This window comes from Nocardiopsis exhalans, from assembly GCF_024134545.1.
GTDB classification, from domain to species: domain Bacteria; phylum Actinomycetota; class Actinomycetes; order Streptosporangiales; family Streptosporangiaceae; genus Nocardiopsis; species Nocardiopsis exhalans.
Window position 1 is genome coordinate 1903528 of sequence record NZ_CP099837.1, and the last position, 15094, is coordinate 1918621.

The following is a 15094-nucleotide window of genomic DNA, read 5'->3' on the forward strand; positions in this document are numbered from 1 at the left end:
GTGCCTGGAGAAGGGAGGGGAGAGGGCGACGGGTGGGCCCGGCCACGCGGACCGGGCCCCCGACGTTCAGCCGGAGCCGGGGCGGCTGCGGGCGACTTTAGGGCCAGGCGGACTCCACGCTCTCCAGGACCGTGGCGGTGTCGGCGCCGGTCACCCAGTCGACCATGCCGCCCCAGAAGACGTTGGTGCCCACCGAGGAGGGCATGGCGTCGCTGCCGTCGAAGTGGAAGACGGTGTCCGGGTCGTTGAGGACCTCGGCGGTGAACTGGTCGGTGGGGTCGGCCAACACGGACTGGTCGAGGTCCTGGTGGGCGGAGACCCAGGAACCCAGGGAGGCGCGCTGGTTGGCGTACTCGCCGGAGGAGAGGTACTCGTGCATGGCCACGACCTCGTCGCGGTCGTCGAAGGCGACCACGAACTCGCCGCCGCCCATGATCGGGACCTCGGCGTCGGCCTCCAGCGGGGGCAGGACGAAGCCGTAGATGTCGGCGTCCTCGCCGATCTCCACGTCGTCCTCGAACTGGGCGCCGTAGAAGGAGCCCATCAGGTACAGGGCGCAGCCGCCGTCCAGCAGGGGCATCCCGGCCTCCTGGAAGGAGGTGACGGCGATGCTGTCGACCCCGCCGAAGGTGCCGTTGACGTAGTCCTCGTTGCGGATGATCCCGTCGGCCAGGTCGAAGGCCTCCTCGACCTCGGGGGCGTCGAACGGGATGTCGTGGGCGATCCAGTCGTGGTAGACGTCCGTGCCCGACGTGCGCAGGAGGGCGTTCTCGATCCAGTCGGTGCCGGGCCAGCCGGTGGCGTCGCCGGACTCGAAGCCCACACACCAGGGCTTGGTGCCGTCGGCGGCGATGGTGTCGCTCAGCTCGACCATCTCGTCCCAGGTCTCGGGGACCTCGTGGCCGTTCTCGTTGAAGAAGGTGGGGGAGTACCAGACCATCGACTTCATGTTGGCGCCGAGCGGGGAGCCGTACAGGTCGCCGTCGACGGTGGCGTAGCCCTGCCAGTCCTCGGACCAACCGGACTCGACGTTGCTCTGCACCCCGTCCGCGACCGGGACGGCGTGACCGTCCTCGGCCGCGCGCTCCAGCAGACCGGGCTGGGGGATGAAGGCGAGGTCGGGGGCGTTGCCGCCGTCGAGGCGGACCGGGAGCTGGGCCTCGAACTCGCCGCTGCCCTCGTACTGGACGGTGATGCCGGTGCAGGCGGCGAAGTCCGCCCAGGACTCCTCCAGACGGTCACCCTCCTCGTCGCGGATGGACGCGTAGATGGAGACGGTGCCGCCGGTGTCCTCCCACTGTTCGTAGGGGGAGCAGTCGATGTCGGAGGTGTCGGCGGTGCCGCCGTCGCCCCCGCTCAGGTAGGAACAACCGGAGACCAGGAGGACCAGGCCTCCTGTGGCCGCTGCTGCGGCCATAAGGCGGCGGTTGACCGAACTTGGCATGGGGGTTCACTCCTTCGGCACGCACACCCGCCGGTGCTGCGGGTGTGATACAGGTCATGCGCGTTTCGATGAAAGTCTGTTTCGGGCTCATTGTCCAGAGTTTGCGCAAATTCTTGCGTAACGATCCGGCGCGCGGAGCCTTACATTGGAGGGCATGGCTCCCGCACCCACCAGCCCTGGTCAGGGCATCCCCGAACATGACGGACCCGAGCTGCACGTCGCCCTGATCGGCTACGGCAAGGGCGGTGAGGTCTTCCACGCGCCCCTCATCGACGCGGTCCCCGGGCTGCGCCTGTCCGCCGTGGTCACCGGTTCCCCCGAGCGTCAGCGCGCCGCACGGGAGCGCTACCCCGGGATCAGCGTCTACGACACGGCCGCCGAGCTTTGGGCCGACGCCGGGCGCTACGAGATCGCGGTCATCAGCACCCCCAACGACACCCACGCTCCGCTGGCCCGCGCCGCCCTGGAGGCCGGATTCGCGGTGGTCGTGGACAAGCCCTTCGCGCTCACCGCGGACCAGGCCCGGGAGCTCACCGACCTGGCGGCCGAGCTCGGACACGTGCTCACCGTGTACCAGAACCGCCGCTGGGACGCCGATTTCCTCACCCTGTGGGAGCTGATCGAGGAGGGCGCGCTCGGGCGGGTGCACCGTTTCGAGTCGCGCTTCGAGCGGTGGCGCCCCGAACCCAAGGGGACCTGGCGGGAGAACGGCGGCGCGGAGGTCGGCGCGGGGATCCTGTACGACCTCGGGCCGCACCTGATCGACCAGGCGGTCAACCTGTTCGGCCCGGTCGCCTCGGTCTACGCCGAGGTCGACGCCCGACGTGAGGGCGTGCGGGCCGACGACGACGTCTTCCTGTCCCTGAAGCATGTCCGGGGCACGCGCTCCCACCTGTGGATGAGCGCGCTCAGCGCGCAGAACGGGCCCCGTTTCCGGGTCCTGGGCAACGAGGCGGCCTTCACCAGTCAGGGTCTGGACGGCCAGGAGGCCCGGCTGGTGGCGGGCGAGCGCCCGGACGCCGCGGATGGGGGCGCCGCCGACTGGGGTGTGGTCCCGGAGGAGGAGTGGGGCCTGATCGGTTCCGACGGCCAGACCAAGCCGGTGCCCAGCGTCCGCGGGGCCTACCCCGAGTTCTACGCCGGGGTGCGCGACGCGGTCGGCGAGGGCGAGCCGCTGCCGGTGGACCCGCACGAGGTCATCCACGGCCTGGAGATCATCGAGGCGGCGTTGCGGAGCGCCCGAACCGAATCCGTGGTGACACTGCCCGGTCACTGAGCGGGGCGCTCGCCGAACAGTCACGACATGCCTGGGGCCGGGTCTTCCGAGAGGGGGAGACCCGGCCCTCGGTGTTCACGGGGTCACTCCTAGCATTGACATCCAACTAGTTGGTTGGTTTCATGTGGACGTCCGGCCCGACAACGAAGGATCCGACAGGGAAGAGGTGAGGACATGGCACGGGGAACAGGCGGGGCGACCGGGCGCAGCCGGTCCCGCGCGGTGGTGCTCGGCGTCGCCGCGTCGATGGCGATCGTGCTCGGCACGTCCCTTTGGGCCTACGCCGGAACGCGCGGGGGAACGGATCCCGCCGACTACGTGACGAACGCCAGCGAGGAGGGGCCCGTGAGCCCGACGACCCAGGCCCAGGACGAGTCCGATGCCGAGGACGCGGTCGGGAGCGACCCCGCGCTGCGGGGCACCGGGGTGGAGATACCGGAGGGCTGGGCGGAGGCCGATGAGAGCACCGTGCGCCACGACGGCGAGGAGGTCACTGTGCGGCGGTACCAGGCCGGCGGTGAGCGGGTGCTCGGCGAGAGTCACCTGAGCGTCGTGCTGGGCGGGGACGGCCGGCTCGTGGGGCTCACCCGACTGGAAGCCGGGGCCGCGGGCGACCCCGCCGACCTGCCCAGCCATGAACAGGCCAGGGAAGCCGCCTACAACTGGTTGGCCCGGCAGGACTCGGAGTACCTGGAGGGCCTGACCGAGCAGTGGGTGGACCGGCACGACGAGGTCGTGGTGGACGCCGACGGGCAGGAGACGGTCATCCCCGGGGTCAAGGTCAAGACCCGACACGAGGACGGGCGCTACGCCTGGGTGATCGTGGGCGCCGGAACCCGGATCGTGACCTTCGAACGTGACATCACCTGGGATTCCGCAGCCCAGCGCCGGTCCACCCAGATGTGGCTGCACGACGCGTGGGTCGCGGCGGTGGAGGGTACGGGCGAGCAGCCGCCCGCCCCGGCGGCGGTCGCCGACGCGGGCTGAGGCCCGACGGCTGCCCTTCGGCACGGGCCCTGACCCCGCCCGAACCGCTCAGGAGCGGGAGGAGGGCGCCGGGATCGCGTTCCCGGCGAAGTCCATCAGGTACGCGCGCAGCTGGTCCTGGGTCTGCTCGTCGGAGGGGCCCCGGCCCAGGACGAGGCGGGTCAGCTGCGGGGTGATCTGGGGCCAGGCCGCCAGTCCGATCATGGTGAGCAGCAGGTGGCGCACATGGGTGTCGGAATCGGTGCCGCCCACTGCCCCGGAGAGCGAGGCGACCTTGGCGTCGTACAGGGCGGCTCGCCCCTCCTCGTCCGGCACCGGGGAATCTCCGTAGTGCAGGGCCTCCCACAGCAGCAGGCGCAGCACGTCCGGATGGGATCTGTGGTAGTCGAAGATCCGGCCGACGTAGGCGGCCGGATCGCTGTCGTCAGTGAGGGTCGCGGCTTGCGACAGCTCGCCGACCGCCTCACCGACCACGTGCCGGAACAGCTGTTCCTTGTCGCCGAAGTGCGCGTAGATCCGCTGCTTGTTGACGCCGGCGCTCTCGGCGATGCGGTCCACCCGCGCACCGGCGATGCCGTGAGCGGCGAACTCCCGCCGTGCCGCACCGAGGAGGAGGGCTCGGGTGTTCTCGGTTCGGGAAGTGTTACTCATGACACAATGATAGGCGATAACCAACTGGTTGGTTACTTGGGGTGCACGAAGCCCTGAACGCGGGGTGTGTGTTGCGCCTCACGGTGGCCGGAAGCGGTCCTGTCACGACCCTTCGGGCGATTGACAACCAACTGGTTGGTTGTCAACTATTGCGTTCATGTCCACGACACAGCACACCACTGGGGTGAACCGGGAACAGGGCCCGGGGCCCCGCCCGTTCCCTGTCACTGCTCTCTCCCTGACCGGCGTCCTGGTCGTCGGCCAGCTCTACGCCGTCCTCCCGCTCCTGGCACCCATGGCCCAGAGCTGGGGGGAGGAGCAGACCACCGTCGCCTGGACGGTGACCGCCTTCGCCATCGCCTACGCCACGGGCTTCCTCGCCTCCGGACCCGCGGCCGACCATTTCGGCCCCCGCCGGGTGATCGTCGTCGGCGGACTGGTGACAGCCCTCCTGACCGGGGCCGTGGCCCTGGCCCCCAACGCGGCCGTGGGGCTGGCACTGCGCGCCCTCCAGGGGTTCGCCGCCGCCTCCTTCGCCCCGGCGGCGTTCAGTTACGTCGCCACCCGGGTCGCACCCGAACGCCGCGTCACCGCCGTCACCTGGCTCACCAGCTCCTTCCTCGCCGCCGCTGTCATCGGGCAGCTCGCCGCCCAGACCCTCGAACAGAGCATCGGCTGGCAGGGCGTGTTCGCGGCCTCCGCGCTCTCCCTGGCCGCGGCCGCCCTGGTCCTGCACCTCGTGCTCGCCCCCGACACGAGCCCGAAGGCCGCGGTGGGCGGAGCCTTCGCCAGCATGTTCGGCCTGCTGCGCGACCGTCGGCTCCTTCTTCTCTACGGCGCGACCGCCACCCTCCTGTTCGGTTTCGTCGGGGTCTACGGCGGCCTGGAGTTCTCCGGCCCAGAGTGGCTCGCCGGTGACGCCCAGGCGATGCTGACCCTGCGCGCCAGCGCCCTCCCGGCCATGCTCGCCGTTCCCCTCCTCGGTTCCCGGCTCGCCCGCTACGCGCCCGGCACCAGGCTGCCCGTCGCCCTCTTCGGCGCCGCCGTGACGGCGGCCGCGACCGGACTGGTCGCCGGTCTCGGCCCCCTCGCCCTGGGCGTGAGCCTGTTCGCCTTCGCCGGCTGCGTGGCCGTGGCCGCACCCGCCCTCGTCCAGGCCATCGGCGTGCGCGCCGGGGCCGCCCGCGGCTCGGCCACCGCTCTCTACACCTTCGCGCTGTTCATCGGCGCGGGACTAGGACCCCAGCTCGCCACCGTCCTTTCGGCTCTGGGGTTCACCGCGGTCGCTCTGGGCGCGGCGACCGCCCTGGCGGGGGGAGGCGCGCTGGCCCTGGCCGCGCTCCTCCTCCCCCGGAGGAACACCTGACCCGTACCGGGGCCGGAGCCGTACACCAAGCGCCTCGAACAAACCGGACCAGAGCGGCCCGGGCAGCGGTACGACAACCACGGAGTGGAGACAGCACCATGCAGCAACAGAACAAAAGACTCGTCTGCGTCGTAGGGAACAGGTTCGCGGGGTTCGCCGTGCACGAGAACATCCGGACCGTCTCCGAACTCGTCGCCGAGATCCAGCTCGGTCACCACGACGACCCCGAGGCCCGCTTAGAGGTGCGCGGCGGGCAGGGTGTGAGCGCCTATGAATGGCAGTACCTGGAGGACGCCGTCAAGCGACGAGGCATCGCCGAACACGTCCTGCTCCGGCGCTCGATGCCCGACCCGGCCCACCGGGCCGAGGCGCACAAGCACCGGGAGCAGAACGTCCTCATCGCTGGCCTCGGCAGGCGCGACGACCAGATCTTCCGGGCCGAACTCCTGCTGAACGCCGACAACGAACTGCTCCTGGACCACCAGACCGGACAGCACGTCCAGGGGATGGTCGTGGTCGAGGCGGCCCGCCAGATGTTCCTGGCCGTGACCGAGCGCTACTACACGAACCGCTGGCCCGAACGGCGCTACTACTTCGTGATCGACTCGATCTCCACGACCTTCGAGAACTTCCTCTTTCCCCTCGACGCGGAGATCCTCTACCTGGTTCAGAGCGCCGAACTCGACGACCCCGAGCGGCTCCGCTTCACCGGGCGGATCGACCTCCACCAGGCCGGTCGCCGCTCGGCCACCACCGAGGTCTCCTTCACCGCCTTCGACACCGCCCGGCTCAAGGGAGTGGAGCACCGCCGTGCGGACCGCGCCGTGGAGCACGTGCTCCGTGCACCGTCCGGCGATCTCACCGCTGCGGGGGCCCAGAGATGACCGCCGGACACACCAGCCTCCGAGACACGGGGGCGTGCGCGTTCTTCGACGTGGACGAGACACTCATCCCCGTCAAGAGCATGTTCGACTTCCTCGCCTTCCGCCTGGCCGAGCTCGGCCACCCCCGGAGCACCTACGAGGAGGCGGCCACACAGTTGCGGGAGCTGGCCGCGTCCGGGGCCCGGAGGGAAGAGGTCAACCGAGCGTACTACCGCCTCTACCGGGGCGCCTCCGAACAGGAACTGAAGGCCTCGGGTGAGCGGTGGTTCGCGGCCCGGGCGGCCGCACCCGGTTTCCTCCTGAACGGCAGCGTGCTGGCTCTGCGAGAACACCTCGCGAACGGGGACCACGTGGTGCTGCTCTCCGGTTCCTTCGCCCCCTGCCTCGAACCCCTTGCCGCGGCCCTGGGCGCGACGGCCTTCCGCGGTACCCGGCCCGTAGTGGCGGACGGACTGCTGACCGGTGACGTGGAGCGTCCCATGATCGGCGTTGCAAAGGGCGACGCGGTGCGCGAGTACGCGTCGCAGCACGGGATCGACCTGGAGCGCAGCCACGCCTACGGCGACCATCTCAGCGACCTCCCCATGCTGGAGGCGGTCGGCCGCCCCCGCGTGCGGGCGGACGGCGACCCGGCCCTGCTCGGCCACGCCTCACAGCGTGGCTGGCCCCTGGTGCGCGACCCCGTTTCGGTGTCCCCACCAGGGGAGCACGGCCCGGGCTGTGTGTGCGGATGCGCGCTCGCCGACTGGGCCGCGCCGTCCCACCTACCCCTCACCACCACAGGAGCACCTTCATGACCACGGACACCAAGGGGCACAGGAGCAGGGACACGACGGGGCTCGGCACCGGCCTGGTCCTGCCCCAGGCGCTCGTCCTGGGCGGGATGGCCGCCTGGCTCACGCTGATCATGATCAACAACATCACCGACAGCGGGACCAACATCCATCTGATCGGCCAGGTCCTCAGCATGGAGGCCATGGCCGACAACCCGAACCAGGGGCAGGGGCTGCTCGGCCGCGCCCTGTCCGCGGATCTGGCCGCACCCGCCCTGTACGGGGTGATCGGCTATCAGGCGGTGGCCTCGGCACTGCTGTGGTGGGCCACCGTCGCCCACCTGCGCCTGGCCTTCGGCCGGGGTGACGGAACCCGAGCCACCCTGTTCGGCAACCTGGCGCTGAGCGCCCTCGCCGGACTGGCGCTGATGTTCCTGGTCGGTGGTCTGTGGTTCGGCTACTGGATCACTTTCGGCCCCGTCCAACAGGTGCACTTCACGCTCCTGCTCGTCGCTGTCGGCGGGCTCGTGCTGGTGAACCTGCCGCGCGGGCGGACGACGGCCTGACCGGCTGTCCGGGACCCGCCCGCCCAAACGCGGCGGGCGGGTCTTCGCGCACGTGACCTTCGGACCTTCCCTGGGGCCTATGTTGGAGGCAGGTCAATCCAGGGATTCCAACGCCGAAGGAGCAGCGCCGTGGCCCAGGTCCTCGTGGTCGCCGACGACCTCACCGGTGCCAACGCCACCGGTGCCCGTTTCGCTCGCACGGGCATGCGGGTGGCCACGGTGACCCCCGAACACGTCAGCCGGGTCGCCGGGGACTACGACGTGGTGGTCGCCAACCTGGACAGCCGCCACGTCCCGGCCGAACAGGCCGCCGACCTGGTCACCGACGTGGTGGAGGCGGTCTGGCCGGTGGGCCTGGTGGTCAAGCGCACCGACACCACCCTGCGCGGCAACATCGGAGCGGAGATCGAGGCCACCTACGACGCCGTCCGCGACCGGCTCCCCGCCGGGACCCGCGTCCGCGTGCTGTTCACCCCGGCCTTCCCCGGTTCGGGCCGCATCACCGAGGACGGCGTCCAGCTGCTCAACGGCCTGCCCCTGGAGCGCACCGAACTCGCGGTGGACCCCCTCTGCCCGATGACCACCAGCGTGGTCGCCGACATCCTCGCCGAGCAGACCGACCTCGCCGTGCGGCACGTGCCCATCCGCCGGATCACCCAGGAGATGCTCACCGCCGAACTCCTCGCCGGTGACGAGCCCATCGTGCTCTGCGACGCCAGCAGCGAGCAGCACCTGACCGACATCGCCGAAGCCGCGGCCACCGCCCACCAGACCGACGGCACCGTCTGGGTGGCGGTCGACCCCGGTCCCACCGGAGCCCTGCTCGCCTACGCCCTGCGCCTGCGCGGTCAGGCGGGCTCCCGGGGGCCGCTGCTCGCGGTCGCGGGCAGCACCACCGAACTCACCCGCCGCCAGCTGGCCACGGTCGCCCGCACCGGCGCGGTCCGTTTCGTGGACGTGGACGCCGTCGCGATCAGCGACCCGGACAGCGACCACACCGACGAGGTGGCGGACGAACTCACCGCGCACCTGTCCTCCTCGGGCTTCCCGGAACTGTGCGTGCTGCGCGTGGTCACCACTGCCGAACGCGTCCGCGAACTCCCGCCCCAAGCCCGCGCCGAGCTTGCGGGGCGCATCGCGAGCCTGGTGGCCGACGTGGTCAACGAACTGGCCGACACGGTGGGGGCCCAGGCCCTGCCCAGCGGGCTCTACCTGACCGGCGGCGACCTGGTGGCCAGCCTCCTGGACGAACTGGACGTGCACGCCTTCGACGTGGGCGGCGAGATCGTCCCGCTCGCCGTGCACGGGCACCTGAGCGGGGGGCCTCTGGACGGCACCCCGGTCGTGGCCAAGGGCGGACTGGTCGGCGACGACATCACCCTGGTCGAGTGCCTGGCCAAGCTGAGAAGAGCGGTCCAGACCCGCCTCCACCAGGTGCACTCCGAAGTCTCCGAGCACGTGATTCCCACTCTGGTCCGCGAGCCTTAGCCAGTGCGAGCCCTGGCCGGTCCGCGACATGGGGCGCTCCCTTGTCCGCTCAAATGAACGGCTCGGTTTCACCCAGGCCTGGAAACACCGCTTCGAGCCAGGCCTCCCCGTGTTGTGCGGGGATCCCGGCCAGGACACGGAAAAGCTCTCAGCAGGTCAGGGCGCGGTGTTCTTTCGTGTCTCCCCTGTCTCCCTCATCTCTCCGATCCCCCCGGATCCCCGATCCCCAGATCCCCCCGGACTCCCGATCTCCCTGAACCCGCAGGGCACTGCTGTGCTCCCCGTGTAGCCGAAGACGGGGTCTCCTCCTGCTTGTAGATCCCGTCTTCAGGAAGTGACATGGCGAAGGGGCGCGACGCCCCCTCCGCGTCGCGCCCCTTGTATGTCGGGCTCTAGGCCTTCGTGCTCGTGGCGATGTGGTTGATCGCCAGCTTGTCGACCAGCTCGGCCAGGGTCTTGGGGACCTCCAGAGGGCCCATGTGGCCCAGGCCGGGGATCACGCGGACTTCTTCGCAGTTCTGGACGAGGTCGCCGATGTGGTGTGCGTGCCACGGGGGAGTGAGTTTGTCCTCGTCGCCGCCGACGACCACGGTGGGCACGGAGATCTCGCGGACCGACTCGTCGAGTTCGAGCTTGGTGATGACGCGGCCCCACTCGCCGCGGGGGATACCGCCGCAGTCGTGTACGAGCTTGGCGCACAGGCGTTTGGTGGCCTTGTCGGTCTTTTTGCCCATGACCAGGAACCTGAAGATCTCGGCGCTGACGGCGTTGGCCGGGCCCAGGGGGAGCGGGGCGGTCAGGAAGATCTTGGCGCCGAGGGTGCCGAGTGAGCCGGGGAGCGGGATGGCGGTGGACCTGCGGGCCAGGTCGGTGCAGCCGGTGTTGGTGAGGAGGACGGCGCCGGCCTTCTCTTTGAAGGTCGCGCGCGAGCCTGCGGCCATGATGGTCATGCCGCCCATGCTGTGCCCCGCGACCAGCGCTTTCCGGCCGTCAGGAACGGTCGCTTCGAGCACCGCGCAGAGGTCGTCGGCGAGCTTGTCAGTGCCGTAACCGGCGCGGGTGATGGGGGTCTGGGTGCGGCCGTGGCCGCGCTGGTCGTACAGGACCACCCGCAGGTTCGGGTCGAGTTCGCGGACGACGGGACCCCAGGAGGCCAGGGAGGTCGCCCAGCAGTGCGCGAACACCACGGTCGGTCCTTCGGCAGGGCCGCGGACCTCGACGTGCAGCTGGGTGCCGTCGGCGGAGCGCACCCTGAGTTCCTGGGCGTGGCCCACGTGTCGTGTCGCCATGGGGGGTTACCTCTCACTCTGGTCACTCTGGTCACTCGGGAAGGGGAGTCCCCCCAGGACGGCGCGTGACCTGGGGGGACGTTCTGGGGGCCGTGGGGGCGGCCGGGAGCTCAGTCGTCGAGTTCGATCTGGGGGACGGCGAAGGGCGGTGTGCCGGACCCGCTGACGGGGTGGCCGCCCCAGAGGTTGGCGCTGTCGAGGACGCCGACCCCTTCGTGCCCGTCCGGGGTGCGCACGATGACGGTGCGCGCTCCGCTCTCGTAGGCCTCGGTGAGGCCGGGGTCGGCCGACAGGCGGCCCTTCCAGCGGTAGTCGCCGGTCAGCGGGGAGAAGTGTCCGGCCAGGTGGGCCTGGACCTTGAAGCTCTCCCCGGAGCCGCCGCTCTCCGGGGGATCCTGGAGAACGATGGTGACCGTGCCCCGGTACTCCTCTTCCTCGTCATCGAACCCGCTCATACCGCTTCTCCTTCTCCGGCTCCGACTGTGGTCCCCGGCGTGCTCAGGCCGGGACGGCTTCCTTGTTCTTCCTGGCCGAACGGATGCGGCGCAGGTCGTAGTTGTGCGGGTCGAACCAGCGCGTGCGCAGCGCGAAGTTCCAGGTGAAGGTGGGCCACAGCGTCGTGTTGCGGCCCTCCTCGTTCAGGTACCAGCTGTCACAGCCGCCGGTCACCCACACGGTGCCCCGCATGGACTTGTGCACCATCTCGGTGTAGGCGCGCTGGGCCTCGGGGCGCGGCTCCAGGCGGTCGATCCGGTTCTTGCAGGCGAACTTGAGCGCCTCCATCGTGTACCGGATCTGCGCTTCGATCATGAAGACCTGCGAAGTGTGCCCGAGGCCGGTGTTCGGCCCGGCCAGGACGAACGCGTTGGGGAAGCCGTTGACGGTCGTGCCCCGGAACGCCTGGACGTCGGAGCCCCAGTGCTCGGCCAGCGAGCGGCCCTCGGGGTTGAAGAGGCGGTGCGCGATGGGCGGGTCGGTGACCTGGAACCCGGTGCCGAGGATGATCGTGTCCACCTCGTGCTCGGTTTCCCTGCCGGAGGAGTCCCGGGTGACCACGGAGTCCGGGCGTACCTCGACGATGCCCTCGGTGACCACGTCCACGTTGGGCTTGGCCAGCGCGGGGTAGTAGTCGTTGGACATCAGGATGCGCTTGCACCCGGCGCGGAAGGTCGGGGTGAGCTTGCGGCGCAGCTCCGGGTCCTTGACGCTGCGGTTGATGTTGGCCCGGCCCAGGCGCTCCACGATCCCCAGCAGCTTGGGGTTCTTCGCGAAACCGAAGATGTAGCTCTCACGGCCCCAGTAGATGCTCTTGCGGGCGATCTGCTGGGCGCCGGGGATGTTCCTGTACAGCCAGCTCTCGGCCCTGGTGATGTCGCGGTCGTGGCGGAACATCACCCAGGGCGCGGTGCGCTGGAACAGCGTCAGCCTGCCCACCTGCGGCTGGATCTTGGGCACGAACTGGATGGCGGAGGCGCCGGTGCCGATCACGGCCACCTTGCGGCCGGTCAGGTCGTGGTCGTGGTCCCACTCGGCGGAGTGGAACAGCTTGCCCTCGAAGGTGCCCAGGCCCTTGATGTCCGGGTAGGTGGGGTCAGCGAGTGGACCGGCGCCGCTGACCAGGAACTGGGCGGTGACGGTGCCGCTGGAGGTCTCGATCCGCCAGCGGTTGCGGTCGGGCTCCCAGCGGGCGGCCTTGACGTCGCTGTCGTAGCGGACGTGCTGGTCGACCCCGTGCTCACCGGCGACCCGCTTCATGTAGTCCCAGATCTCGGGCTGCGGGGAGAAGCTCCGGCTCCAGTTGGGGTTGAGCGCGAAGGAGAACGAGTACAGGTGTGAGGGAACGTCGCAGGCGGCACCCGGGTAGGAGTTGTCGCGCCAGGTCCCGCCGATGCCGTCGGCCCGCTCCAGGATCACGAAGTCCCTGAGACCGGCCTGCCTGAGGCGGACAGCCATCCCGATTCCGGCGAACCCGGAGCCGATGACGGCGACCCGGTAGTGCGGTACTGCTTCGGTCACGATGCTGTTCCCTTCGTGCGGCCCGGTGCGGCCCTGGACTCCTGCGGATCGGCGGACTCTGCTTGCCGACCTCTGCGTACCGACCGGTAAGTATGGGCCCCCGGGGGCGTGGCGCGTTTCGCCCCCGGGGGAGGGGGTGTCGAGGGCTGAGCGCGTGGCGCGTTACGCTCTCAGCCCCCGACGTTTGGGGGACCGCCGTCGGAAGACGTGGCGCGTTTCGCCTTCCGACGACGGCGTTCTGGGGAGAGGTGATCCTCTCGGGGGCGGTCTGCGTTCTCGGGGATTCGGGGGTTCTGGGGTGCGGGTTCCAGCCGTTGGGCCCTAGCGGCCGAGCAGACCGGCCTTCTTCCAGAAGTACCTGCCCAGACCCGAGATCGCACCGGCGGTGTCCAGCGTGCCGACGACCTTGCGGGCGGCCCAGGTCTTGGTCTCGACCCAGTGCGGGTTGCCCTTGGCGACCCGGTAGGCCTCCTTGGGGTCGAGCCCGACCTGCTCGTAGACCTTCGGGCTGATCAGGCGGGTCGCGGAGTAGTACGAGACCAGGCCCAGCACGATCCGGCTGTAGGCCTTGTTCAGAGCGCCGCGCTCGGGCCAGTCGCGCTGGAACTCCTCGCGGGCGTAGCGCATGTGGCGCGCTTCCTCGGTCACGTGGATGCGGGCCACGGCGCGCACCAGCGGCAGGATCTGCTCGTCCGGGACGGCCTCGCGCTGGAGCTGGTCCAGGACCTCCTCGACGAACAGCGCGCCCGCGAAGATCAGCGGGCCGTGCGCGATCGCCTTGAAGACGCGGCCGAGATGGAAGGTGACCGGGTCGAGCCGGTGCGTGTGCCAGCCCAGCTTCTCGACCATCTTCGCGAACATCACCGTGTGGCGGCACTCGTCCGCGATCTCGGTGTACGCGTACTGGACGTGCAGCGAGGTGGGGTCGTTGTGGTAGGCGTGCCGCACCAGCATCTGCATCAGGATCGTCTCGAACCAGATGCCGATGGTGGCGACGCTGGCGACCTCCAGGCGGGAGAGCTCCTTGCGCTTCTCATCGCTGAGCTGGTCCCACAGGTGGGTGCCGTAGATGGAGATGCGCTCGGGGCGGATCGCCCACATGTCCGGGTCCACCGGGGCGTCCCAGTCGATCTCGATGAGGGGGTCGAAGGAGGCCTTGGCGGAGCCGCGCAGGAGGCGCTTGGCGATGTCCTCGCGGTCGGTGACCTTGGGCTTGGCGATTACTTCGGCGGTCATCGGGTTCCTCCTCAGACAGTGCTGATTCAAGAAGTGCTGGCGGCGGGGGCGGCGCCGGCGGTCGAGCGGACGGTGGCGTCGGCGGTCGCGCCGGCGGTGGCGCTGGTTTGGGCGTACGGGGAGCCGTGTCGTGCGTGCAGCCCCTGGGCGATCTCCGCCTCCGCGAAGGCGCCGTCCGTGAGGAGCAGGCCGAGCTGGAGCGAAACGATCTGTTCGGTGGTGCTGGGGAAGTGCTTGGTCAGGTGGAGGGCCGCGGTGCCGAAGGCCGTGCAGGCGACGTCGCGCGGGGCGCGCTTGGCGCCCGCGGCGCGGACCACGGTCATCACGGTGTCGCGCTCGGTCTCGGCGGGGACCAGCCCGTCGAGCGAGGCTCCGGTGGCGCGCGAGCTCTCGTGGATGGGGGTGTCGACGAAGCCCGGGTAGACCGTGGTCACCCCGACGTGCGTGCCGTACTCGGCGCGCAGGCAGTCGGCGTAGGCGGTCACCGCGCGCTTGGAGACGGTGTAGGCCCCGGCCAGCGGCAGCTGGAGGTTGGCCAGCAGCGAGGCGGTGATGATGACGCGGCCCCGGCTCTTGAGCAGAGCGGGCATCGCCGCGGCGGTGACTCGCCAGGTGCCCAGGAGGTTGACCTCCAGCGCCTGGTGGGCGTGGGAGTCGGGCAGGTGGCCGATGTCCACGGACGGGCCGACCCCGGCGTAGTGGATGAGCAGGTCCAGGCGACCGCCGAGCTGCTCGATGGCCTCGGCGACCCCTTCGCGCACCTGGGTGTCGTCGGTGATGTCGCAGGCGATGACACCGGGGGCGGCCTTGCGGTCGATGCCGACGACGTTGACGCCGAGGTGGCGCAGGACCGCCACGGTGGCGCTGCCGAACGCGCCGGAAGCGCCGGTGACGATGGCGTTCTGGCCGGGCAGCCGGCTCAGGTGGCGCGGCAAGGGGGTCGTCATGTGATCTCCTCCACAGTCATTGCCGGAACGTTACAACGAGCATTGTCACAATGCAATGGGGTGTCGCCAGAAATTTACTCGCGGGTAAGTTCCGGGTTTCCGGAGTGCTACACCGGTCTGACGCACGCGGAAGGGGGCCGTGCGTCCGAGCGCACGGCCCCTGGGTGGCTC

14 protein-coding genes are annotated in these 15094 nt (G+C 70.3%); 7 read left to right on the forward strand and 7 right to left on the reverse strand.

What is annotated here, in order from left to right:
• Positions 1–97: 97 nt before the first annotated feature.
• Positions 98–1444, reverse strand: coding sequence for an ABC transporter substrate-binding protein (locus NE857_RS08520; RefSeq protein WP_254420482.1), 1347 nt, complete (start codon positions 1442–1444; stop codon positions 98–100).
• A 154-nt stretch (positions 1445–1598) separates the two neighbouring features.
• Between NE857_RS08520 and NE857_RS08525 the strand changes: the two genes are divergently transcribed.
• Together NE857_RS08525 and NE857_RS08530 are read left to right on the forward strand one after the other, a co-directional pair.
• Positions 1599–2720 (forward strand): Gfo/Idh/MocA family protein, encoded by a 1122-nt coding sequence (locus tag NE857_RS08525; protein ID WP_254420483.1) that lies wholly within the window; start codon positions 1599–1601, stop codon positions 2718–2720.
• A gap of 174 nt (positions 2721–2894) precedes the next feature.
• Positions 2895–3707, forward strand: a complete 813-nt coding sequence (locus NE857_RS08530) for a hypothetical protein (protein ID WP_254420484.1) — start codon at positions 2895–2897, stop codon at positions 3705–3707.
• A gap of 48 nt (positions 3708–3755) precedes the next feature.
• Here NE857_RS08530 and NE857_RS08535 read toward each other — a convergent pair whose 3' ends face one another.
• A complete protein-coding gene (locus NE857_RS08535; protein ID WP_254420485.1) occupies positions 3756–4358 on the reverse strand; it encodes a TetR/AcrR family transcriptional regulator in 603 nt (200 codons plus the stop codon).
• 157 nt (positions 4359–4515) lie between these two features.
• Here NE857_RS08535 and NE857_RS08540 point away from each other — a divergent pair, with 157 nt between their 5' ends.
• From NE857_RS08540 to NE857_RS08560, 5 genes are all read left to right on the forward strand, one after another.
• On the forward strand, positions 4516–5724 hold the full coding sequence (locus NE857_RS08540; protein WP_254420486.1) for an MFS transporter: 1209 nt from the start codon (positions 4516–4518) through the stop codon (positions 5722–5724).
• A 98-nt stretch (positions 5725–5822) separates the two neighbouring features.
• On the forward strand, positions 5823–6608 hold the full coding sequence (locus NE857_RS08545; RefSeq protein WP_254420487.1) for an AfsA-related hotdog domain-containing protein: 786 nt from the start codon (positions 5823–5825) through the stop codon (positions 6606–6608).
• Complete coding sequence (locus tag NE857_RS08550) at positions 6605–7405, forward strand: HAD family hydrolase (RefSeq protein WP_254420488.1); 801 nt, start codon at positions 6605–6607, stop codon at positions 7403–7405. The genes NE857_RS08545 and NE857_RS08550 overlap by 4 nt, the downstream gene beginning before the upstream one ends.
• Positions 7402–7947 carry a DUF2165 family protein gene (locus tag NE857_RS08555; protein WP_254420489.1) on the forward strand — a complete coding sequence of 182 codons (546 nt, stop codon included), beginning with the start codon at positions 7402–7404 and terminating at the stop codon, positions 7945–7947. The genes NE857_RS08550 and NE857_RS08555 overlap by 4 nt, the downstream gene beginning before the upstream one ends.
• 129 nt (positions 7948–8076) lie before the next feature.
• Positions 8077–9435: a four-carbon acid sugar kinase family protein gene (locus NE857_RS08560; RefSeq protein WP_254420490.1), complete on the forward strand. Its 1359-nt coding sequence runs from the start codon at positions 8077–8079 to the stop codon at positions 9433–9435.
• Between the two features lie 392 nt (positions 9436–9827).
• Here the strand turns inward: NE857_RS08560 and NE857_RS08565 are convergent, their stop codons facing one another.
• From NE857_RS08565 to NE857_RS08585, 5 genes are all read right to left on the reverse strand, one after another.
• Entirely contained in the window at positions 9828–10724 is an 897-nt protein-coding gene (locus NE857_RS08565; RefSeq protein WP_254420491.1) for an alpha/beta fold hydrolase, read from the reverse strand.
• A gap of 110 nt (positions 10725–10834) precedes the next feature.
• Entirely contained in the window at positions 10835–11179 is a 345-nt protein-coding gene (locus tag NE857_RS08570) for a DUF4873 domain-containing protein (RefSeq protein ID WP_254420492.1), read from the reverse strand.
• 43 nt (positions 11180–11222) lie between these two features.
• Complete coding sequence (locus NE857_RS08575) at positions 11223–12740, reverse strand: flavin-containing monooxygenase (protein ID WP_254420493.1); 1518 nt, start codon at positions 12738–12740, stop codon at positions 11223–11225.
• 321 nt (positions 12741–13061) lie between these two features.
• A complete protein-coding gene (locus NE857_RS08580) occupies positions 13062–13976 on the reverse strand; it encodes an AurF N-oxygenase family protein (protein WP_017581930.1) in 915 nt (304 codons plus the stop codon).
• A gap of 26 nt (positions 13977–14002) precedes the next feature.
• Positions 14003–14923, reverse strand: a complete 921-nt coding sequence (locus NE857_RS08585; protein WP_254420494.1) for an SDR family NAD(P)-dependent oxidoreductase — start codon at positions 14921–14923, stop codon at positions 14003–14005.
• Between the last annotated feature and the right edge of the window lie 171 nt (positions 14924–15094).